The 22,691-nt window shown below is 61.8% G+C and carries 21 protein-coding genes; 15 read left to right on the top strand and 6 right to left on the bottom strand.

Going from position 1 to position 22,691, the window contains the following annotated elements; translation table 11 throughout:
- The first annotated feature begins 92 nt into the window (after positions 1-92).
- Positions 93-722 carry a hypothetical protein gene (locus tag ACX82Z_RS17970; RefSeq protein WP_459590376.1) on the top strand — a complete coding sequence of 210 codons (630 nt, stop codon included), beginning with the start codon at positions 93-95 and terminating at the stop codon, positions 720-722.
- Positions 723-816: 94 nt separating this feature from the next.
- On the opposite strand, the gene rpiB is transcribed toward ACX82Z_RS17970, so the two are convergent.
- The 5 genes from rpiB to ACX82Z_RS17945 form a co-directional block, all read right to left on the bottom strand.
- Complete coding sequence (gene rpiB, locus ACX82Z_RS17965) at positions 817-1,263, bottom strand: ribose 5-phosphate isomerase B (protein ID WP_459590375.1); 447 nt, start codon at positions 1,261-1,263, stop codon at positions 817-819.
- A gap of 14 nt (positions 1,264-1,277) precedes the next feature.
- Positions 1,278-2,552, bottom strand: a complete 1,275-nt coding sequence (locus ACX82Z_RS17960; RefSeq protein ID WP_459590374.1) for a TRAP transporter large permease — start codon at positions 2,550-2,552, stop codon at positions 1,278-1,280.
- A 2-nt stretch (positions 2,553-2,554) separates the two neighbouring features.
- Positions 2,555-3,019 carry a TRAP transporter small permease gene (locus ACX82Z_RS17955; protein WP_459590373.1) on the bottom strand — a complete coding sequence of 155 codons (465 nt, stop codon included), beginning with the start codon at positions 3,017-3,019 and terminating at the stop codon, positions 2,555-2,557.
- Positions 3,020-3,085: 66 nt separating this feature from the next.
- Positions 3,086-4,078, bottom strand: a complete 993-nt coding sequence (locus ACX82Z_RS17950) for a TRAP transporter substrate-binding protein (RefSeq protein ID WP_459590372.1) — start codon at positions 4,076-4,078, stop codon at positions 3,086-3,088.
- Positions 4,079-4,089: 11 nt separating this feature from the next.
- On the bottom strand, positions 4,090-5,001 hold the full coding sequence (locus ACX82Z_RS17945) for a FadR/GntR family transcriptional regulator (protein ID WP_459590371.1): 912 nt from the start codon (positions 4,999-5,001) through the stop codon (positions 4,090-4,092).
- Positions 5,002-5,205: 204 nt separating this feature from the next.
- Here ACX82Z_RS17945 and ACX82Z_RS17940 point away from each other — a divergent pair, with 204 nt between their 5' ends.
- The 9 genes from ACX82Z_RS17940 (at position 5,206) to ACX82Z_RS17900 (ending at position 16,427) form a co-directional block, all read left to right on the top strand.
- On the top strand, positions 5,206-5,937 hold the full coding sequence (locus ACX82Z_RS17940; RefSeq protein ID WP_459590370.1) for a FadR/GntR family transcriptional regulator: 732 nt from the start codon (positions 5,206-5,208) through the stop codon (positions 5,935-5,937).
- Positions 5,934-6,950 carry an ABC transporter ATP-binding protein gene (locus ACX82Z_RS17935; protein ID WP_459590369.1) on the top strand — a complete coding sequence of 339 codons (1,017 nt, stop codon included), beginning with the start codon at positions 5,934-5,936 and terminating at the stop codon, positions 6,948-6,950. The genes ACX82Z_RS17940 and ACX82Z_RS17935 overlap by 4 nt, the downstream gene beginning before the upstream one ends.
- Entirely contained in the window at positions 6,947-8,083 is a 1,137-nt protein-coding gene (locus tag ACX82Z_RS17930; RefSeq protein ID WP_459590368.1) for an ABC transporter ATP-binding protein, read from the top strand. The genes ACX82Z_RS17935 and ACX82Z_RS17930 overlap by 4 nt, the downstream gene beginning before the upstream one ends.
- Positions 8,084-8,120: 37 nt before the next feature.
- On the top strand, positions 8,121-9,635 hold the full coding sequence (locus ACX82Z_RS17925; protein WP_459590367.1) for an ABC transporter substrate-binding protein: 1,515 nt from the start codon (positions 8,121-8,123) through the stop codon (positions 9,633-9,635).
- Positions 9,636-9,666: 31 nt separating this feature from the next.
- A complete protein-coding gene (locus ACX82Z_RS17920; protein ID WP_459590366.1) occupies positions 9,667-11,172 on the top strand; it encodes an ABC transporter substrate-binding protein in 1,506 nt (501 codons plus the stop codon).
- A 57-nt stretch (positions 11,173-11,229) separates the two neighbouring features.
- The gene (locus tag ACX82Z_RS17915; RefSeq protein WP_459590365.1) at positions 11,230-12,726 is read left to right on the top strand and encodes an ABC transporter substrate-binding protein; all 1,497 of its coding nucleotides are present in this window, start codon (positions 11,230-11,232) and stop codon (positions 12,724-12,726) included.
- A 65-nt stretch (positions 12,727-12,791) separates the two neighbouring features.
- Positions 12,792-13,739, top strand: a complete 948-nt coding sequence (locus ACX82Z_RS17910; protein WP_459590364.1) for an ABC transporter permease — start codon at positions 12,792-12,794, stop codon at positions 13,737-13,739.
- Positions 13,736-14,614, top strand: a complete 879-nt coding sequence (locus ACX82Z_RS17905) for an ABC transporter permease (RefSeq protein ID WP_459590363.1) — start codon at positions 13,736-13,738, stop codon at positions 14,612-14,614. The genes ACX82Z_RS17910 and ACX82Z_RS17905 overlap by 4 nt, the downstream gene beginning before the upstream one ends.
- 19 nt (positions 14,615-14,633) lie before the next feature.
- Positions 14,634-16,427, top strand: a complete 1,794-nt coding sequence (locus tag ACX82Z_RS17900) for a gamma-glutamyltransferase family protein (protein ID WP_459590362.1) — start codon at positions 14,634-14,636, stop codon at positions 16,425-16,427.
- An 8-nt stretch (positions 16,428-16,435) separates the two neighbouring features.
- On the opposite strand, the gene ACX82Z_RS17895 is transcribed toward ACX82Z_RS17900, so the two are convergent.
- Positions 16,436-17,152, bottom strand: a complete 717-nt coding sequence (locus ACX82Z_RS17895; RefSeq protein ID WP_459590361.1) for a GntR family transcriptional regulator — start codon at positions 17,150-17,152, stop codon at positions 16,436-16,438.
- 249 nt (positions 17,153-17,401) lie between these two features.
- On the opposite strand from ACX82Z_RS17895, the gene ACX82Z_RS17890 reads away from it, so the two are divergent.
- The 5 genes from ACX82Z_RS17890 to ACX82Z_RS17870 all read left to right on the top strand — a co-directional run bounded on the left by ACX82Z_RS17890 (position 17,402) and on the right by ACX82Z_RS17870 (position 22,619).
- Positions 17,402-18,436 carry a Bug family tripartite tricarboxylate transporter substrate binding protein gene (locus tag ACX82Z_RS17890; RefSeq protein WP_459590360.1) on the top strand — a complete coding sequence of 345 codons (1,035 nt, stop codon included), beginning with the start codon at positions 17,402-17,404 and terminating at the stop codon, positions 18,434-18,436.
- 74 nt (positions 18,437-18,510) lie between these two features.
- Positions 18,511-19,032, top strand: coding sequence for a tripartite tricarboxylate transporter TctB family protein (locus ACX82Z_RS17885; protein WP_459590359.1), 522 nt, complete (start codon positions 18,511-18,513; stop codon positions 19,030-19,032).
- 9 nt (positions 19,033-19,041) lie between these two features.
- A complete protein-coding gene (locus ACX82Z_RS17880; protein WP_459590358.1) occupies positions 19,042-20,559 on the top strand; it encodes a tripartite tricarboxylate transporter permease in 1,518 nt (505 codons plus the stop codon).
- A complete protein-coding gene (locus tag ACX82Z_RS17875) occupies positions 20,556-21,584 on the top strand; it encodes a Gfo/Idh/MocA family protein (RefSeq protein ID WP_459590357.1) in 1,029 nt (342 codons plus the stop codon). The genes ACX82Z_RS17880 and ACX82Z_RS17875 overlap by 4 nt, the downstream gene beginning before the upstream one ends.
- A gap of 12 nt (positions 21,585-21,596) precedes the next feature.
- Positions 21,597-22,619, top strand: coding sequence for a Gfo/Idh/MocA family protein (locus ACX82Z_RS17870; protein ID WP_459590356.1), 1,023 nt, complete (start codon positions 21,597-21,599; stop codon positions 22,617-22,619).
- The last annotated feature ends 72 nt before the right edge of the window (positions 22,620-22,691 follow it).

Raw genomic sequence — 22,691 nt, 5'->3', positions numbered from 1 at the left:
GCACGCGTCGGACAGGGAAGGATTCCGGTTTGTCTTCAGCGTTCATAACAGATGCCGAACATCCGAGCATCCAGGGCCGATATCTTTCCTACATGGCCATTACGGCGGTCTTGCTCGTTCTGCTCATCATCTTCCCGTTCTATCTGACGCCGGATCTGCAGGAATTCTACGTCAGCGAAGGCGGGCCCATCCAGGTCTTCTCGGCGGCCGGATATCTGGTGACGATGACGACGCTCATTCGCGAACTGGATGGCCCTACCTTGCGCAGACACTGGTATCTGCCTGTTATTCCGCTTGCCATGTGCCTGCGTGAAATGGACTTTCATGCCCATTTCACCACATACAGCATCACGAAGACGCTTCTTTACGTTTCGCCGGAAGTTCCTCTCGTGGAGAAAATCTTCGGCGTCCTGGTGTTCGTCTTTCTCGGCATCACCGGCTATCTGCTCGTCGTTCGTAGCGGCAGGGCGTTCCTCAACGGGCTGCGCAGTTTTGACGTCACCAGCCTTGCCGTGGCTGCCGCCATTGCCAGCGCGGTTCTATCGAAGGCGCTAGACGGCGCGGCCAGCAATCTGGGATTTCTCGGGATCAACGTTCAGGCGACCTTGTTGTCAGTCTTTACGGAAGAAGTCCTGGAACTGGGCATTCCCGTGTTCATGGCCATCGCGACATTTTCCTATTTCGACCGGCAACGCCGCGAGCGGCCATCCGGCTTGCGCTGACATCGGGCGTCGTGTTCGGCCGAGTTCATCTCGCCGATACATGATCCATACGCCGGTCGGGAACCAACCGGCGTATGGAAACTGTAGGTAAAATCTAGCGAGCGGCGTCCATTTCGGCCAGCTTCGCGACACGGCGACGAAAATCCTCATCGGTCGAAAATTCGGCTTTCAGATAAGCCTCGACGAGGTCTTTCGCGAGCCACGGCCCAACGATCTGGGCACCGATGCACATCACGTTCACATCGTCATGTTCGACGGATTGGTGCGCGGAATGAACGTCGTGGCACACGGCGGCGCGGATGCCCTTGACCTTGTTCGCCGCGATCGAGGCGCCGACGCCAGTGCCGCAGACCATCAGGCCGCGTGTCGCCGCGCCGTCCTTGATGCGATCGGTGACCTGTTTTGCGATGTCGGGGAAGTCCACCGGGTTCGGGTCGTAGGAACCGACGTCCTCGACCTCATGGCCGAGCGATTTGACATATTCGACGATCGTCGACTTGAGCGGAAAGCCGGCGTGATCCGAACCGATTACGATGCGCATGGAAACTCCAGATTCTAGCGAAGCATTGAAGGAAGCCACAGGACCATGCCTTCCCAGAAAGTGATGATGGCGAGTGTTGCGAGAAGCGGCACATAAAACGGCAGCAGCGCGCGAAGCAACTGGCGCAAGGATACCTTTGCGATACTTGACAGGAGGAACAGCGACAGCCCCATGGGTGGCGTGAGCAGGCCGAACATCAGGTTGAATATTGTGATGATTCCCAGATGAACCGGATCGATTCCCGCCATGACCATCGGCGGTGCGATGACCGGGACCACGAGCAGCGTAGCCGTCGTGGAATCGAGGAACATGCCAGCGATGAAGAATATCAGGTTGGCGATGATCAAAAGAACGATCGGATTGGTCGAAAACTGGAGGATCCAGCGGGCGAAATCCTGCGGCACCTGTTCGACGGCCAGAATCCAACCGAACAAGGCAGCCACGGCGACGATGATCAGGATCGCACTGGTACTCTTGACCGTCATCATCAGCGCCGACTGCAAATGCGCAAAGGTCAGCTCGCGGTAGAAAAGCGTGCTGATCGCCAGCACGTAGACGACCGTCACGGCGGCGGCTTCTGTCGGCGTGAACATGCCCGCCAGCATCCCGGCAATCATCAGGACAGGGGCCAGCAAGGCGGGCAGGGCCGGCATGAGGTCGGCGAGAAGCTCGCGCAGCGTCGGCCAGCGCTCGGCGCGCGGGAGGTTGTAGCGATACGACAGGAACACCGTCGTCAGCATCAGGAGCAGAACACAGATAAGCGCCGGCACGATGCCTGCGATCAAAAGCTGCACGATCGAAACGCTGGTCACGGAGCCATAGACGATGAGCGGGATCGATGGCGGGAAGATCGGTCCGACGACCGCCGACGCACCTGTGACAGCCGCGGAAAACGGAGCTGTAAACCCCTTCTTGCGCATGGCCGCGATCTCGATGCGGCCAAGACCGCCGACATCGGCGAGCGCCGCGCCGGACATGCCCGAAAAGATCAGGCTCGAGAAGATGTTCACCTGTGCCAGACCGCCGGGAAAGCGGCCGACGGCGGTGTCCGCGAATTTGAAGATCCGGTCGGTAATTCCAGCCGAATTCATCAGATTGCCAACGAAGATGAAGATCGGAACCGCGACCAGCGGAAAGGAATCGAGCGCGTAGGTGATGCGCTGGACGAGCAACCCGTACGGCAGCCCCTCGATCATCACATAGATTATGGACGGAATCAGGATCGCATAAACGACGGGAAACCCGAGTATGAAAAGCGCAAGAAACGCTGCGATGACGGCGAGGCCCATGATCAGAATACCTTGGTTTCTTCTTGCGGCGGGTCGCGAAGGTCGATCAGGTGGGCAAGCGTGGCGGCCGCGAAACCGAAGAACGTCGAGCCCAAAAACAGCCAGAAGGGAATCTTGAGCGTGGGCGTGGCGTTGTTCAGGTTCCGGAAGATCGTCTGCCAGGCGACATAGGCGATGAAACCGGCTGCGGTCACTGCGGCGGCGGTAATCAAGAAGGTGAGCGCCTTGCGCAACGGATCGGGCAAGGCCTGAAGAAACTCGGCCATCAGGATATTTTCGCGTTCCAGAACGACGATCGGAAACGCAGTGAACACCAGGACGATCAGCAGGAATCGTGTGAATTCCTCGGCTCCTATGATCGCCGATCCGAACAGATCGCGCATGACGACCTGTGTGAACGGGACGACGACAAGTGCAACCAGAACGAGGGCGCAGAACGCACCGAGCAGGCGCCTGACGATGATCATCGGAAAACCTCCCGTGAACGGATCGGGCCGGCGGCCCAGAAATGCACCGCCGACCGCGTTACCGTCTTATTCGACTGCTGCGATCTGCTCGATATAGGTCTGGTAGGCCGGGAAGTCGGTGCGGATCTGTTCCAGAACCTGTGTGCGGAACCCATCGAGGTCGAGACCTTCGGCCTCGGTGACGACCGTCATGCCGTGACCTTTGAGCTCCTCGACAAGCTGGGTTTCGGACTCGTTGGCCTCCACGAGCGATTCCTGTGCCTCGCGCTCCAGAACTTCGGTGATCGCCTGACGCTGCTCCTCTTCCAGCCCCTGCCAGACTTCCTCATTGATGAAGACGGCGAGCACGGCCTGCATGTGTCCGGTCATCGCGATATGCGACTGGACCTCGTAAAGCTTGTTGGCGGTTATCATCGTCAGGGGATTTTCCTGACCCACGACGAGCCCGGTCATGAGTGCGGTCGGCAATTCGGCGACCTCTACCGGCGTCGGCGTCGCGCCGAAGCCCGTAACCATGGAAACCCAAAGATCGAGCGGGACGGCGCGGAACGGCTTGCCCGCCAGATCTTCCGGCGACTTGACCTCGAAATTCGACGAAATGTGACGTGCGCCGCGATAGATGCGCCCGATGATGCGCACGCCGCCTTCCTCGATCAGCCGCTCGTTGATCGCCTGAAGGGCAGGTGATGTTTGCGGGTCGGTTGCAGCCAGCGCGTGAGCGCCGTCGCGATAAATGAACGGCGCGTTGAACGCGGCGACTTCGGGAACAATGCGGGCAAGCGAGGCGAAATCGTGATGGCCCATCGCGATCGACCCCATACGCACGCCGTCGACGAGTTCAGCGACACCGCCGAGCTGGCTTGCAGGATAGACCTGTACGGTAACGTCGCCGTTGGTGGCTTCGGCGATGCCCTCGGCGGCATCGGCAGCGAAAACGGTCTGGATGTCGCCTTCGGCGCCCACATGCGCGTAGCGCAAATTGGCCGATTGCGCGCTCGTGGCGACACCTAGCGCAACTGCTGTCGCCGCCATCAATTTCAGTATCCGTGAATGAAACATGCGATTTCCTCCTATGTCGTCTTGTTTTCGTTGGATGCCGCAGCTCCCTGAAACGCAGCGATGAAGCTTTTGCGGCGAAGCTCATCACCGATCGCGAAATGCTCGCGCAAACGCCTGTCGGCCACGTCCGGATCGCGCGCGACGATTGACAGGAAAACCTCCCGGTGCGCATCGAAAAGCGAATCTCGGATGTTCGGCACTAAGGCCGTTTGCCTGCGGCGCTGGACGTGGCTGCGCCGGAGCAGGTCCGATATCGCCTGGTAGAGCATGATCAGCGCCGGACTGCGGCTTGCTTCGACGAGTGCCAGATGAAAGGCGAAATCCGCTTCGGCGCCTGCTTCGGGGTCCCCCAAAGTGTCGCCGAGAGCTTTCAAAAGATCGCTCAGACGCTCGAAATCGTTTTGACGGGCGCGCTCGCAGGCAAGGCGGATCGCCTGACATTCGATCGCGACGCGCGCCTCCATGACATCGTCCAGAATGTCGGGCTGCTGGGCAAGGCAGAACGTGAAGAAGTCGGCCAGAACCGAAACGTCGGCACGGCGCACATAGGTGCCCTTACCATGGCGAATGTCGAGAAAGCCGAGCATGGCGAGCGAGCGAAGCGCCTCGCGCAGGACCGGGCGTGAAACGCCAAGGCGCAAGGACAATTCGCGCTCGCTTAAAAGCCGGTCGCCGGCATTGAGCTGGCCGGACAAAAGCTGCTCGCGAAAATAGGAAAAGACCTTTTCCGCACCCAGCAGTTCGTCTGCTCCCTCCAGAAGCACGGCACTCCTCCCAAGTGGCCTTACAGTGGTCAGACCACTAATGCCGATTTTGACGAGCAGCGTCAAGCCAGTGAAAAAGTCGAGCAGCGCCTGAGATGCATCGGAAAGACGAAAATCCGCTCTAATGTCGTCGCGCCGATGCTGATCGTCAGCAATCATGAAGGTTCCGGCGAGCCTGCCCTCACCAACCTGACCGCAACTTCCCCTTTTTCGGCGCTCCGATGAGCTGCGCCCGGTCCTGCCTGCGGTGCGGTCAACAATTGCCGAATATTTCCGCATCATGTGACGTTGACACTCGAACGGGCAGAGCGCCACTATGCCTAAGGGAACCTTTCATGGGAATGGTGCGCGGGGCTTTCGGGAGTGGCAGGAAATAATGGTCGGTCGAATTCACTGCTGGCTCTGGACCGGCTGCGCGCGCTCATTCGCGACCATCGGGATGAAACGAGTTACCAGCTTCCCGCTGAGCGCGAGCTTGCGCAATCCATGGCGGTCGGCAGGCGTGCGGTTCGCCGTGCGCTGGAAGTCCTCGAGGCCGAGGGCATCATCTGGCGTCGGCAGGGGAAGGGAACCTTTATCGGCAATGGTCCCGCATCGAGCAGTGATAGCCTCACCGATCTCGCGACCCGCACGAGCCCGGGCGACATGATGGAAACGCGGCTCGTCCTCGAACCCGGCATTGCGCGGCTTGCCGCGCTGCGTGCATCGCGCGAGGACATCGACGCGCTGGAAAGATTGTCGCGCCGGGCTGCAACTGCGGTCGACGACGATGGGTGGGAATTGTGGGACAGCGTCTTTCACCGCCGAATTGCCGAATGTGCCGGAAACTACATGCTGGCAGCCCTTCTGGATGCCATTCAGCGCGTGCGGCAGGAACCGGAATGGCGCAATCTGCGTGCGTCGACCCGCACGGAGGAACGGCGCCAGCGCGTGTTTCGCGAACATGACGAGATCGTCGCGGCGATTTCGAGCCGCAACGGTCAGGCGGCCGAGCAGGCGATGCGCCGCCATCTACGCACGATCGACACCAATTTGCGTGCGCAGATCAACGGCGACGATGCGGCCGCCGCCGACGAGGAAAGGATGGAAGGTTGAAGCAAGGGATCGAGCCGGCCGGCGAGGCGCCACTTCTGGAGGTCGAGAATTTCTCGCTCACCTTCGCGCCCAACGCCCCCGTGGACCTGATCGACGGGATATCGTTTTCCGTAAGGCGCGGGCGCACCTTGTGCATCGTTGGCGAGTCGGGTTGCGGGAAGAGCGTCACGTCGCTGGCGCTGATGGGCCTGTTGCCGACGCCGCCCGCCCGCATCAAGGCGGGAACGGCGAAGTTCGAGGGACGCGACCTTTTCTCGATGGGTGAGCGGGCGCTTGCCGACATGCGCGGCAACGAAATCGCGATGATCTTCCAGGAACCGATGACCTCGCTGAACCCGGCCTTTACCGTCGGGCAGCAGATTTCCGAAGGTATTCGCCGTCATTCGAAGATGTCGAAAGCTGAGGCGCGCAAACAGGCGTTAAAGATGCTCGAATGGGTGCGCATTCCCGCGCCGGAAAAGCGGCTCGACGCCTTCCCGCATCAACTTTCCGGCGGCATGCGCCAGCGTGTGATGATCGCCATGGCGCTCGCCAACCGACCGAAGCTCCTGATTGCAGACGAGCCGACGACCGCGCTCGACGTGACCATCCAGGCGCAGATTCTGTCGTTGATCTCGAAGCTGCAAAGCGAGACGGGTACGGCGATGATCCTCATCACCCACGATCTGGGCGTCGTGGCGGAAGTCGCCGACGAGGTCGCCGTTATGTATGCCGGCCGCATCGTCGAGCAGGGGCCGGTCGCTGCGATCTTCGACGATCCGCAACACCCCTATACGATCGGCCTGCTCGGCTCGATGCCTTCGCTCGGCAAGCGGGAAGGCCGGCTCGCCACCATCGAGGGTTCGGTGCCGCCGCTCGATGCCATGCCGAAAGGATGCCGTTTCGTGGATCGCTGCCCGTTCGGCGATGCACGCTGCCGCGATGAGGTGCCGCCATTGGCTGAATTCGGCGAGGGCCACCGCGCCGCCTGCTGGTATGCGCCGCTGGAAAAGAATTTCGGAGTGGCCGCATGAGTGCTGAAAGCGATCAACGCACCGAAGCGCCTGTCATCGAGGGACGCAACCTGCACCGCCGCTTCGGCGGCCGGCGGGGAATTCTCAAAGTCGAGCCGGTGGTTCACGCGGTGAGCGACGTGTCGTTGGCCGTCTCGAAAGGCGAGACATTCGCGATCGTGGGCGAGTCCGGCTGCGGGAAATCGACGCTCGGCCGCCTGCTTCTGAGGCTGATCGAGCCGAGCGAGGGGCAGGTTTTCTACCAGGGCAGGGACATCACCAATCTGCCGGCCGGCGAATTGCGCAAGCTTCGCCGCGAAATGCAGATCATCTTCCAGGACCCGTTCGCTTCGCTCAATCCGCGTATGAGCGTCGGCTCAATCATCAGCGAACCGCTGCGCCTGCATGGGCTTGCCCGCGGCAAAAACGCCAACGAGCGCGTGAGCGAGCTTCTGTCGCTGGTCGGCCTGCGACCGGAAGCAGCCGACCGCTATCCGCACGAGTTTTCCGGTGGTCAACGCCAGCGCATCGGTATCGCCCGCGCTCTTGCCTCCGATCCTACGCTTATCATCGGCGATGAGCCCGTCTCGGCGCTCGACGTTTCCGTGCAGGCGCAGGTCATCAATCTTCTGGAGGAGTTGAAGGAACGGCTCGGCCTGACGCTTTTGATCGTCGCACATGACCTTGCCGTCATCCGACACATGAGCGACCGCGTCGCGGTGATGTATCTGGGCGAACTCGTCGAGCTTGCGCCGGTCAACAACCTCTACGACAATCCGCTCCACCCCTATTCTCAGGCGCTGCTGAAGGCGATCCCGGTCGCGTCCGTCGACGCATCGCGCGCTCCGCGCGAGCTTTTGCAGGGCGACGTGCCAAGCCCCACCGCGCCGCCCTCGGGCTGCCGGTTTCATACGCGCTGCCCGCATGCGCGCCCGTTATGCAGTGAAAAGCATCCGAAGCTGGAACCGGCCGATGGCGGAACACAGGTGGCCTGCCATTTCTGGCGCGAAATCCAGAACGCCGGGTCGAGCCTTCCGCTTCTTGCCGGTGCGGCAAGCCGCACATCCGAGGCGCGGCTCGCGCTTTACAGGAGTGCCCAGGCAGGAGCTTTGGCCGTGAAACCAACGGCCGCCAGCACCCAAACAGTTGAATGATGACCGTTGTGCCGGCACAGCCGGCAAGGAGACAGACATGAACGACCGGAACATGAATTTCGCCAGCCGCGCCAGATTGGTGCTCGCCGGCGTCGCGCTCGCCATGATGGCAGTGCCCGCCAGCGCGCAGACGCTTTCGATCGGCCTTCAGGACGATCCGGACCTTCTCGACCCGCATCGCGCCCGCACTTTCGTAGGTCGCATCGTCTTCACTTCGCTGTGCGACAAGCTCGTCGACATAACGCCGGAACTGGAGATCGTTCCCTCGCTCGCCACGAACTGGGAGCTTGACGAGGAGCGTACAAGGCTGACCATGTCGCTGCGAGACGACGCCGTCTTCCATGACGGTGCGCCGATCGATGCCGAAGCGGTGAAGGCCAATCTGGACCGCGCGCGCGAACTGCCCGACAGTCTGCGCAAGAGCGAGCTCGCATCGATCGAAAGCGTCGAGATCGTGGACGAGCTGACCGTCGCGCTCAATTTGTCCGCACCGGACGCTGCGCTTTTGTCCCAGCTTTCCGACCGTGCCGGCATGATGATGTCGCCGGCAAGTTTCGACGACACGTCTTCCAATCCCGAACCGGTCTGCTCCGGCCCATATAAATTCGTCGAGCGGGTCCAGAACGACCGCATCGTGCTGGAAAAGTTTGCCGACTACTGGGATGCGGAAGACTACCATTTCGAGCGGCTGATCTTCCGGGGCATCCCGGACAACACGGTGCGCTTCGCCAATCTCCAGTCCGGCGATCTTCAGATCATCGAGCGGATCGGGACGACCGATATCGAAGCCGCCGAAGCGAACGACCGGTTGACAGTCGTGCCGGTGACAGGGCTCGGCTTCCAGGCGCTACAATTCAACCTGCGCGACGAGAACAGCCCGCTCGCCGACGAGCGTGTGCGCCGCGCCTTCGATCTGGCGATCGACCGCGACGTCATCAATCAGGTGGTGGGTGCCGGGCTTTTCCAGCCAGCCTTCCAGCCCTTCCCGCCGGCAAGCTTCGCCTATGAGGCCGAACTGGACCGCACGGGCCGCGATGTCGAGGGTGCGAAGGCGCTTTTGGCGGAAGCCGGCCATGAGCGCGTCTCGTTCGAACTGTCCTTCGGCAACAACACGACGATGCAGCAGGTGCTGGAACTCGTCCAGGCGATGGCGTCCGAGGCCGGCTTCGACATCACGCTGCGCCCGACCGAATTCGCCGCCCTTCAGGGCGAGTTGCGCGAAGGCCGCTTTGAGGTGTCGCAATCGGGCTGGTCCGGCCGCGTCGATCCGGACGGCAACATCCATCAGCAGGTGACCTGCGAGGGCGCGCTCAACGACGGCCGCTATTGCAATGCGCGCGTCGACGAACTTCTCGATGATGCACGCAGCGCAAGTGAGGTCGACGAGCGCCGTGCGCTTTACGCCGAAGCGCAGGAAATCCTGACGCAGGAAAAGCCGGTCGTTTACCTCTACTACCTGCCGTACCCGTTCGCGCATGACGCGCGTCTGCAAGGTTTCGTCGGCTATCCCGATGGAATGATACGCCTCAAGGGCGTGGAAATGCTCGACTGACAACAAGAAAAACCAGAGGAAGGAACTGCGCATGAAATTGTCCAGAACACTGCTCGTGGCCGCGCTGATGGCCGGCACCGCCCTGCCTGCGATGGCACAGGGCTCCACGCTCAGGATCGGCCTTGCGGAGGACCCCGACCTTCTCGACCCGCACCGGTCGCGCACATTCGTAGGCCGTATCGTCTACGCCTCGCTGTGCGACCGGTTGGTCGACATCTCGCCCGAACTCGAATACGTGCCGGCGCTCGCGACGGAATGGGCATGGAACGACGACAACACGGAACTGACCTTCACGCTGCGCGAAGATGCGACGTTCCACGACGGCGAACCGTTCAACGCCGAGGCCGCCAAGGCCAATATCGAGCGTGCGCTGAACATGCCCGACAGCTTGATCCGCTCGGACATTTCGGCGATCGACACCGTGGAGGCGGTCGATGAGTACACGTTGAAATTGAACCTCAGCGAACCGAACGCGCCGCTTCTGGCGCAGATTTCCGACCGCGCCGGAATGATGATGTCGCCGGCTTCCTTCGATCAGGAGGGGAGCTGGGAGCCGGTCTGTTCCGGCCCGTACAAGTATGAATCGCGCACGCAAAACGACCGCATCGTCCTGTCGAAGTTCGAAGACTACTACGCGGCGGACGAATATCATTTCGAAGAGGTGATCTTCCTGCCGATCCCGGACGGTACCGTGCGCCTCGCCAACGTTCAGGCCGGCGACCTCGACATGATGGAACGCATGACGCCGTCCGACGCCCAGGCCGTCGAGGGCAATGAGAGCCTGCAACTCGTCGTCGCGCCGACGCTCGGCTATCAGGCCGTGCGCTTCAACACTGATAACGGCCCGCGCTCTGAATCTCCGCTGGGACAGGACCCGCGCATCCGTCAGGCGTTTCAGTACGCGATCGACCGGCAGGCGATCTCGGAAATCATCGGCAACAATATCTGGCAGCCGGCGCAACAGCCCTTCGCACCGAACAGCCCGTATTACGACGAGAACTTCCCGGCGACCGAACGCGACGTCGAGCGGGCGAAGGAGCTTCTTGCGGAGGCCGGGCATGAGCGCGTCGCTTTCGAAATGATGCACGCCAACTCCACCCAGGCTTCGCAGCTTGGCGAGCTCATTCAGGCCATGGCATCGGAAGCCGGCTTCGACATCTCGCTGCGGCCGATGGAATTCGCCGCTCTTCTGGCGGAAATGTCCGAAGGCAATTTCGACGCTTCGGCAAGCGGCTGGTCCGGACGCGTCGATCCTGACGGCAACATCTACAATCACCTCGCCTGCGACGGCTCGAACAATGATTCGCGCTATTGCAACGAAGAGGTGGACGCCTTCTTCATGGAAGCACGTGCGACATCCGATCAGGCCGAACGCAAGGCGCTCTATGATCAGGCGCAGGCGATCCTCCAGGAGGACCTTCCGCTGGTCTACACCTACCATCCGAACCAGCCGTCCGTTTTGCGGTCCGAGATCGAGGGATACACGCCCTATCCGGACAACATCATCCGTCTGCGCGGCGTTCAGCGCGCCCAATAATTGTCGAGGCGGCATCGCGTTCGCGATGCTGCCTTCATTCCCAATGGAGAGCCGACAATGCGTAAGACCCTTTTAATCGCCGCCCTGATGGCGGGCACCGCCACTCAGGCTTTCGCGCAGGACGCCACCTTGCGCATCGGGCTTCAGGAAGATCCCGATGCGCTCGACCCGCACCGTGCCCGCACCTTCGTCGGCCGCATGGTCTTCACCTCGCTGTGCGACAAGCTCGTCGATGTCGCGCCCGACCTTTCGATCGTGCCTCAACTGGCGACGGAATGGTCCTGGAACGACGACGCGACCGTCCTGACCTTCCAGTTGCGTGACGATGCGACTTTCCAGGACGGCACGCCGTTTAACGCCGAGGCCGCGAAAGCCAATCTCGACCGCGCGATGACGCTTCCCGATTCGCTGCGCAAGAGCGAACTCGCCTCAGTGACCGATGTCGAGGCCGTTGACGAATATACGCTGGCGATCACCGTCGCCGAACCGGATGCGACGCTCCTGTCCCAGCTTTCCGATCGCGCGGGCATGATGCTCGCGCCCTCCGCCTTCGAAGATTTTGCCAACAATCCCGTCTGCTCCGGCCCGTACAGCTTCGTCGAGCGGGTCCAGAACGACCGCATCGTCCTCGAACGTTATGCGGATCACTGGGACGCGGACGCGTATCATTTCGACCGGCTCGTCTTCCTGCCGATCACCGATACGACGGTTCGGCTCGCGAATTTACAATCGGGGGACATCCAGCTTCTGGAACGTCTCGCCCCGTCCGACATCGCCGCCGTCGAGGGCGATCCGAACCTTGAATTTCTGCAGGAAGCGGGAACGGGTTATGTCCAGCTTCGCATCAACATCGCGAACGGCAGCCGGGCGGAAACGCCCTTCGGGCAGGACAAGCGGGTCCGGCAGGCGTTCCAGCTCTCGATCGACCGCGAGGTGATCAACGAGGTCGTCGGCTTCGGGACCTATGCCCCCGCGCAACAGCCTTTCCCGCCCGCGAGCCAGTTCTACAGCGAGGATTTCCCCGTCACGACGCGCGACGTGGAAGCGGCAAAGGCGCTTCTGGCGGAAGCCGGGCATGAGCGCGTCCCGGTCGAACTCGTCTTCGGCAACACGACGACGACGCAGCAGATTTCCGAACTGATCCAGGCGATGGCGGCGGAAGCCGGCTTCGACGTGACGCTGCGTCCGACGGAATTTGCGGCCATGCAGCAGGAGATGACGTCGGGCAATTTCCAGGTCGCGCAGATCGGCTGGTCGGGCCGCATCGATCCGGACGGCAACATCCACCAGTTCGTGACCTGCGAGGGCAGCCTCAACGATGGCGACTATTGCAATGAGGAGGTCGACCGGCTGCTCGACGAAGCGCGTCGAACGACCGATCTCGACACGCGCATCGACCTTTATACGCAGGCGCAGGCCATCATTCAGGACGAGCTTCCGCAGATCAATCTCTACTACCAGCCGCGCGCCTTCGGTGTCTCGACGCGGCTGGAAGGGTTCACCGCGCATCCCGACGGCATGATCCGCCTGAAAGACGTGCGTTTCGCCGACTGACGAGGACCGGCGGTCCGAACGGGCCGCCGGTTCCTGCAACCTGGAAATCGCAGCAGGAACAGCCCATGCTCCAGATCATCGCCAAGCGCGCCGTGATCGCCATTCCAACGGTGATCCTCGTTTCGATCATCGTCTTCGCCCTGCAAAAGCTCTTGCCGGGCGATCCGCTCCTGACGCTTGCCGGCGAGGAACGCGATCCGGAAGTTCTTGCCTATCTGCGCGAACAATACCGGCTGAACGACCCGATCTACATCCAGTATTTCGTCTGGGTCGGGCAGGTGCTTCGGGGCGATTTCGGCTTTTCGCTCCGCACCGGCATTCCGGTGACGACGCTGATCGTGCAAAAGCTTCCGGTGACTCTGCAACTGGCGACCATGGCGATGTTCTGGGCCGTGCTGATCGGCATTCCGATGGGCATCTTGGCTGCAGTCAAGAAGGGAACATGGGTCGACTACATCACCTCCGTCTTCGCGTTGTCGGGTGTTTCGATCCCCAATTTCTGGCTCGGCATCCTCCTGATCTTTTTCGTCTCGGTGAAGATGCAATGGCTGCCGGCCTCCGGCTATGTGCCGCCGACGGAGGATTTCGTGCAGTCGCTGCGCACGATGCTGATGCCGTCCATCGTTCTCGGCACGGCACTCGCGGGCCAGTTGATGCGCCATACGCGCTCGGCCATGATCGGCGTTTTGAAGACCGACTATATCCGCACCGCCCGCGCAAAGGGTTTGCTTCCAGCGATCGTCATCTACAAGCACGCGCTGCGCAACGCGCTGGTTCCGATCGTCACTTTGTTGACGCTGATCTTCGGCGAACTGATCGCCGGTGCGGTTTTGACCGAGCAGATTTTCACCATTCCCGGTTTCGGCAAGCTGATCGTCGACGCGGTGTTCACGCGTGACTACGCCGTCGTGCAAGGCGTCGTGCTCGTCACCGCGATCGGCTTCATTTTGATGAACCTCGTCGCTGACGTTCTTTATGTCCTGATCAATCCGCGCCTGAGGTATTCGTCATGAGCGCCGTCACCTCTCCCACGATTGCAGCGCCGGTTCTGCCGAAAAAGAAGAACCGCGCGCTCGCGAAGTTCGTGCGCAACAAGGCGGCGGTTTTCGGCGCGATCGTCGTCGTCTTCTTCGCACTGGCGGCAATCTTCGCGCCGTTCCTGTCGCCCTACGAGCCGTTGCAGACGAGCTTCGGCTCCATCCGTCAGCCGCCTTCGGCGACCTACTGGTTCGGCACGGACGAGCTTGGCCGCGATATCTTCACCCGCATGCTCTATGGCGCGCGGGCCTCGCTCATGGCGGGCGTGGTCTCGGTCGGCATCGCAGTCGCCATCGGCGTGCCGCTCGGGCTTCTGGCCGGCTATTTCGGCTCCTATGTCGACATGGTGATCTCGCGCTTTACCGATGCACTTCTGGCGATCCCGTTCCTAATCCTCGCCATTGCGCTGGCCGCCTTTCTCGGGCCGAGCCTCACCAATGCGATGATCGCCATCGGCCTTTCCGCCGTCCCGATCTTCATCCGCATCACCCGCGCGCAGACCCTGTCGGTCAAGGCGGAGGACTATGTGGAAGGCGCACGCGCCATCGGCCTGCCGAACTTTCTCATCATTACGCGCTACGTCTTCCCCAACACGCTTCCGCCCATCATCGTTCAGGCCAGCCTGACGATCGCGACCGCCATCATCGCGGAAGCGAGCCTGTCCTTCCTGGGTCTCGGACAGCAGCCGCCGAACCCGTCATGGGGCGCGATGCTCAACACGGCCAAGAACTTCATGTCGCAGGCGCCCACCATGTCGGTCTTCCCTGGCGCGGCGATCTTTCTCGTCGTTCTCGGCTTCAACCTTCTCGGCGACGGACTGCGCGACGCGCTCGACCCGCGTGAAAACTGATAACTTGCAAGGAAACATCATGTTCACGACCAGACCCGAACTTCTGGGCACCTTCGGCGCCGTCACCTCGACCCACTGGCTGGCCACGGGTAGCGGCATGTCGATGCTGGAGCGCGGCGGCAACGCGTTCGACGCTGGCGTCGCCAGCGCCTTCGTGCTTCAGGTCGTCGAGCCGCATCTGGTCGGGCCGGGCGGCGACGTGCCGATCGTTTTCCATTCGGCCAAGACCGGCAAGACCGAGGTCCTGTGCGGTCAGGCGACCGCGCCGGCCGGCGCCACGATCGAGCACTATCGCGCCGAGGGACTAAAGCTCATCCCGGGCAACGGTCTTCTGGCGACTGTGATCCCCGGCGCGTTTGACGCCTGGATGGTGCTCTTGCGCGACCATGGAACGATGACCGTGCGCGACGTTCTGGAGCCGGCTATCCACTATGCGCAGAACGGCCATCCGCTCCTGCCGCGCGTGGCGAACACGATCGCGGGCCTGAAAGATTTCTTCGAAAAGGAATGGCCGACCACCGCCGAACTTTTCGTGCCGAAGGGCGAGTTGCCGGAAGCCCGCAAGCTTTTCCGCAACGAGAAACTTGCCGAGACGTGGAAGCGGATCATCAGGGAAGCCGAGAGCGTCGGCGGTGATCGCGAACGGCAGATCGAGAAGGCGCGCGAGGCGTTCTATAAGGGCTTCGTCGCCGAGGCGATCGATGCGTTCGCACGCAACAATGCGTTCATGGACGAAAGCGGCGAGCGCCATCGCGGCGTCATCACCGCCGACGATATGGCGGGCTGGCAGGCGACCTATGACGCGCCGGTCACGCTCGACTATGGCGATTTCCGCGTTAACAAGATCGGGCCATGGGGGCAGGGGCCGGTGTTTCTCCAGACCCTTTCGATCCTGAAGAATTTCGACATCGGCGCGATGGGTCATTCGTCCGCCGAATTCGTCCACGTCCTGACCGAAGCGATGAAGCTGGCTTTCGCCGACCGCGAAATCTACTACGGCGACCCCAACTTCACCGATGTGCCGCTCGAAGCGCTTCTGTCGGACGCCTATGGCGCGGAGCGCGCCAAACTGATCGGCGACAAGGCGTCGTTCGAATTGCGGCCGGGAACGGTCGATGGATATGGCGACCAGGTCGCGCAAGGCATGGCCGCTCTCGAACGCCTGTCGACGACCGGTACGGCATCCGCCGCCAACGAGCCGACGACCGCCGAAATGCGCTCGGCACGGCGCGGCGACACGGTCCACGTCGATGCGATCGACCGCTGGGGCAACATGATGGCGGCCATGCCTTCCGGCGGCTGGTTCCAGTCCTCGCCCGTCATTCCCGAGCTTGGCTTCATGCTCAACACGCGCGCCCAGATGTTCTGGCTGGAAGACGGATTGCCGGCATCGCTTGCGCCCGGCAAGCGCCCCCGCACCACTCTGACGCCAACGCTCGCGGAGAAGGATGGCAAGCCTTACATGGTCTTCGGCTCGCCCGGCGGCGACCAGCAGGAGCAGTGGCAGCTTCAGTTCTTTCTGCGCCACGCGCATCACGGGCTAAATCTGCAGGAGGCGATCGACCTGCCGATGAGCCATACGGGCCACTTCCCGTCCTCCTTCTACCCGCGCCAGCGCCGGCCCGGAAACCTGACGATCGAGGAGACGTTCGGCGAAGCGGTGCTCGGCGATCTGAAAGCACGCGGCCACGATGTCGAGCGTTCGCCGGAATGGACGATCGGGCGCCTCGTCGCCGCCGCGCGCGACAGCGATGGCCTGATCCACGCTGCCGCGACGGCGCGTCTGATGCAGGCTTACGCGGCCGCCCGGTAGGGGCGCTCTTACGGATTCGGATGGTCGCCGCGCAGGATGTCCATGACCGAGTTGACATGGGATTGCATCAACTCGGCCGCCAGCTCCGGGTCGCCTGCCCTGATCGCATCGACGATGAGAAGGTGCTCCCGGTACGCCTTCGCGGCGCGGCCGGGAATCGAGCTTTGCAATTGCAATCGCGCACGGTCGACATGGGTCTTGCTCGAAACGATCAGTCGCCACGCATCGGGCACGCCAGCGATCTCCGCAAGCAATCTGTGGAACTCCTCGTCGACTTCGAAAAAGGCGATATAATCGTCGCGTGAGGTGCAGTCGGCCTGGATCGCCAGAACGCGCGAGAGACGGTCCAGCTTCGCCCCGCCGATAGTCGCAAGGCGTTTGACGACGGCCACTTCGATCGCGCCGCGGCAAAAGATGGCCGAGAAAATCTTCTGCCTGTCGATCGACGTCACGACGGAGCCGACCTGCGGCCGCGTTTCGACGAGTTCTTCCTTCGCGAGTTGCTGGAGCGCCGCGCGAAACGGCGTGCGGCTTACACCGAGAACGTCGGCAAATTTGGATTCATAGATTGGCGTGCCGGGTTCGATCCTGTTTTGAATGATTGCCTGGCGAAGAGCCATGTAAATCTGCGGCGACATCGGCTCGGAAAATTCGATCTTCACGCCGTTGACGGCCTGCCGATAAATGTCCTCGACGTCGCCCTTCTTCCTGATGGCTGTGTCCATTCGATGCGTTCCGGTCAAATATGTTCGACAATTCCGAGCCGGCAAAGAGCGACCCAATTATTTCCGATCCTAGTATACCAGATACACCCGCGCCGCAATTCGCGGCAAGCGCGCGCCTGCCCTTGATGTAACAATCCTTCCGCTGCGGCACACGACGGTTGCGCCCCTCCGAAACTTATGTATGCTAGTATTCTAGCTTGGAGGAAAGCTAGCGGAATTTTAAGGCAAGCTTCGATTTGGGAGGAAATCATGGCGCATATGCCAAACTATGTGATTGCGGCCATTGTCGCGGCGATGCCGCTACCGGCAACCGCACTGGCTCAGGAGTGGATCCCTGATCGTCCGATCAACATCATCGTGCCGTGGGGTGCAGGCGGCGCAACCGATCAGGTAACGCGCGTGACGGCTCCGATCCTGGCGGAGGCACTGGGTGTCGACGTCGTCGTCGTCAATCAGCCCGGCGCATCGGGCGCAATCGGTACGCAGGAAGTTCTCAATTCGACGCCTGATGGCTACACCCTTCTCGCTACAGGTGTCGCCGACGCCGCAACCTATGGCGTCACCGGTCTTATCGAAGGTACCACCATCGACGACTGGCACCTTTATCTCAGCGTCGCCAACGTGGCGCTGGTCAGCGTCCCGGCCGACAGCCCCTATAATGATTTCGGCGAATTGCTGGAAGCGTTCCGCTCGGAAGGAAGAAGCATCACAGTTGCGACCGCCGGCATCAGTTCCGCAGGTGGCACGGCCATTGCCAATCTCGCCGAGGTCGGCGACTTCGATTACAACCTCGTCGCTTATGAGGGCGGCGGACCGGCCACGATCGCAACGGCATCCGGCGAGGCCATGGTCACGACACAGCTTGCCGGCGAACAATCCGAGCTTGTGCGCGGCGGACGCCTGAAGCCCCTCGCAGTGCTCGCGGAGGAGCCGTTGGTCATCGACGGCGTCGATCCGATACCGTCGGTCCTCGAATGGTTGCCCGACCTCGATCTCGCCTACAATTATTTCGGCGTGCTCGCTCCCAAGGGGCTTCCAGACGACATCGTCGAAAAACTCGACACCGTGTGGGAGGAACAGGTGGCGACCGCACCGTCGCTGCGCGGCTACGCCGAAACGGCCGGCGCGGTCCATTCGCCGGCCTGGGGCGAGGAGGCGCGCTCCATGGTGTCGGCCACCGTCGTCGCACAGGCCTGCGCGGCCGTCGAAGCCGGTAACGCCGTCAACGATCCTTCGACCATCGGTGTCGATTGCGAGGCACGCACGGAAACGCCGGTGCAATAAATCGAGGCGCGCAGATGAAGGCGGTGGGGGCGATGTCTCCACCGCTGCCAAAGAGGCCGGACAGCGAAATCATCATGCAAACTGAAGCACATGAACGCGCGATCAGGGCAAAGGCCGACCTGCTGGCGGGAATAGTTCTGACACTGCTGGGTCTCTACGTCTTTTACGAAGCCTACAACATGCCGCGTCTGGAGATGCGGCGCATCCACCCCGCGACGATTCCCGGCCTCGTCCCGATGATCCTTGGAGCCGGCTTGTCATTGCTCGGCGCGATGCTTGCCCGGCGCGCATGGCGCATGGATGCGCCTGACGGCTGGCGCGGGCTGGCCGCTTTGTTCGGGACCCTCGTGGCGGCCCGCGTCATGGCCGGCGTTCTGCTGGTGCTCCTTTTCACGTTTGGACTAATCGGATGGCTCCCCTTCTGGGCGGCGTCGATGATCTTCATCGCGGCTTTCATCCTGACTTTCGAGCGGCTTCTCACCGACGCCCCGGTCCCGGCGGCAACTTCTTTCTTCTGGGCGGCGGTGACCGCCATCGTGTGCGGCGGAGGTATCTACTACCTATTCTCCGCCGTCTTCCTCGTTCGACTGCCGTGAGGGGAAGCGATGTTTGACGGCCTGATGATGCTTGGCCAGGGCATTGGCCTGTTTCTCAATCCCGAATCCCTTTTCAATGTGGTCTGGGCGACACTTCTTGGGCTTGCGATCGGCCTGCTGCCGGGCTTGACGGCGACGATGGGCGTCGCGCTGATGGTGACCCTCACTTACAAGATGGCCCCCGAGCAGGCGATCCTGACGCTCATCTGCATCTATCTCGGCGCGATATACGGCGGCAGTCGCACCGCCATCCTCCTGAACATTCCCGGCACGCCGGCCGCCGCTGCGACAACCCTCGACGGCTATCCGCTGGCAAAGCAAGGCAAGGCCGGTCTGGCGATGGGGCTGTCTACGACGTCCTCTACGCTCGGTACGCTCGTAGGTGTCTTCTTTCTCGCCCTGATCGCGCCCGCACTTGCCGAAGCCGCGATGAATTTCGGCTCCTACGAATTCTTCTGGCTGGCATTGTTCGGTGTCATCATATCGGGCCAGATGGCGGGCAGCGACACGCCGATCAAGGGCTATATCGCCGGCATACTGGGTCTGCTCGCCGCAATGGTCGGCATGGAAAGCCTTCACGCCTATCAGCGCTTCACTTTCGGCATCCCGCAACTGGGCGCCGGGATCGATCTGATCCCCGCCATGGTCGGCGCATTCGGGCTGGCGGAAATTCTGAGCACGATGAAGCGGCGCAACAATGCACGGATCGCCTCGGTGAACGACCGCGTGATCCCGCGTCTCAGGGAAGTCTTCCAGCATTGGCGAACGATCATCAGGTCCGGCCTCATCGGCACTCTGGTCGGCATCATCCCGGGCGTCGGCGAGGATGTCGGATCATGGACATCCTATGCAGCCGCGAAGCGGTTTTCGAAGAAACCCGAGGAATTCGGGCACGGCAGCCAGGAAGGGCTGATCGCCGCCGAAACCGGCGACAACGCCGTGGTCTCCGCGTCGATGATCCCGACGCTCACGCTCGCCCTGCCCGGTTCGGCCGCCGCCGCAGTGCTGATTGCCGCCATGTATCTTCACGGCATCCGACCCGGACCGATGCTGATGGTGGAAAATTCGGCGTTTCTCTATCAGGTCATCGCCATGCTGTTGCTGGCGACCTTCGCCAATCTGATTTTCGGACTGTCGCTCACCAGATTGTTCATCAAGATACTGTCGGTTCCGCGCGAACGCCTGATGGCTGTCATCGCGGTGTTGTGCGTTGTCGGTTCGTTTGCCGTGACGCAGCGCATGTTCGACGTCTACATCATGCTGGGCTTCGGCATCGTCGGCTTCCTGCTGCGCGAAATGAAATATCCGATGGCGCCGCTGGTGCTGGGCATCGTGCTCGGTGATCTTCTCGACATCAACCTGCGTCGCGGCCTGTCGCTGAGTGACGGCGATTTCACGCCGTTCCTTACGCGACCGATCAGCGCGATTTTATGCGCTGTCGTCGTCCTCACCATATTGATGAGCATACCGGCCATCGGCAGCCGCGTGACATGGGCCTTCAGACGGTTAGCCAGGCGGGAGGGATGAGCTTGATCGGCATCGGTATCGTCGGCGTCGGCATGGTCGCGGGAACCCACGTCCGGGCGCTGGAGGACTTGCGGGACATCGCCAAGGTCGAGGGCGTCTACGCCCGCGACGCCGATCGACTGGCCGGGTTCTGTACGCAATGGTCCCTTCCGCAGGCTCGAACCTTCGAGGATATGCTCGAAAATCCCTCGATCGAGGTTCTGATCATTTTAACGCCGCCAAACGCGCGACTTGAATATGTCCGTGCGGCCGGGGCGGCCGGCAAGCACATCCTTCTCGAAAAGCCGCTGGAGCGAAACACTGTGGCGGCACAGGAGCTGGTCGATATCGCAAAACAGGCGGGCGTCACGATGGGCGTCCTTTTCCAGCATCGCTTCCGGGAGGTCTCGGTCAGGCTGTCGGAACTCGTCGCCTCGGATGCGCTCGGCCAACTCGCACTTGTACAGGTCAACGTCCCCTGGTGGCGCCCGCAGACCTATTACGACGAGCCCGGACGCGGGACCTATAAACGCGACGGCGGCGGTGTGCTCATCAGCCAGGCCATTCACACGCTCGACCTCATGCTGACCTATACCGGGCCGGTCGCCGAAGTCGTCGCCTTGATGAGCACGACACGCCTCCACCACATGGAGGCTGAAGATTTCGCCGCCGCCGGCGTCACCTTCAAATCAGGTGCCGCAGGCTCGATCGTCGCGACGACGGCATCTTATCCCGGCGCCGCGGAATCGATCGAGCTTCACTTCGAACGCGCCTCCGCGCTTCTGCGATCCGGCACGCTGACGATCTCCCATCATGACGGTCGCATCGAAACCTTCGGCGAAGCCGCAGGCACGGGCGGCGGAGCCGATCCGATGGCGTTTCCGCATGACTGGCACGCTTCGGCGCAGCGTGATTTCATCGAGGCCGTCCGGGACAAACGCAGCCCGAGTGTGACCGGCGAGGAAGCCCTCAAGGTTCATCGCCTCATCGACGCGATGGTGCGCGCCTCGAAAGAGCGCCGCGCCGTTACCCTGGACGAGACATAGGACCAACAAGCCATGAGCGGTTCGCAAATCACCGTTGGTGTGATCGGGATCGATCACCGTCACATTTATGGAATGCTCGAAGGCATGCTCGATGCCGGCGCAACCTGCAAGGGCTGGTGGACGGAAGGCGAGCCGCAAACACTCGCCGGGTTCGTCAAACGGTTCGCGGATACTCCCCGGGTCTCGCAAAAACAGGCGCTGCTCGATGACCCCGACATCGACCTGATACTCATCGCATCCCCTCCGCATCACCGCGCCGACGATGCCATCGCGGCCATGGAACGCGGCAAGGATGTCATGCTCGATAAGCCGGGCTGCATCTCGCTCGACCAACTCGACCGCATCAAGGAGGTTGTCGCCAGAACGGGGCGCATCTGGTCGGTGGACTTTTCGGAGCGCTTCGAGGTTCCTTCCGCCATCAAGGCTCTCGAACTCGTACGAGAAGGCGCGATCGGCAAGGTCGTCCAGACGCTGGCCGTCGGGCCGCATCGCCTCAATCGGGCGACGCGGCCGGACTGGTTCTTCGACAAGAGCCTTTATGGCGGTATTCTCGCCGATATCGGCACGCATCAGATCGACCAGTTTTTGACCTTCACGGCGTCGAAAACAGCGAGGATCGTCACGGCGACGGCAGAAAATGTCGGCAATCCGGACAATCCCGCCTTTCAGGATTTCGGCGAGATCATGTTCGAAAGCCAATCGGCGCGGGGCTATGCGCGCCTGGATTGGTTCACGCCGGACGCGCTGCCGGCTTGGGGGGACGGTCGGCTCCTCGTTCTTGGCACCGAGGGCTATATCGAGCTCCGGAAGTATGTCGATATCGAGGGACGGCCCGGCGCCGACCACCTCTTTCTCGTCAACAATGCCGAGTCCCGCCATATCGACTGTTCCGACATTGCCCTGACCTATTTCGGCGATCTCGCCGCAGATGTCGCGAACCGGACGCAAAATGCGATGACGTTCGAACATGCGGCGGAGGTCACACGACTGGCCATCGAGGCACAGATGCTGGCTGACGGTCATCTCAGGGAATAAAGTTACGTCGACATTCAATTTGAAGCATTCAAGGTGGACGCGCCGTGCCACGCCCGCTTCGCGTTTCGCATG

The sequence above is a fragment of the Aliihoeflea sp. PC F10.4 genome (assembly GCF_054612275.1).
This window is presented reverse-complemented; position numbering and strand designations above follow the sequence as displayed.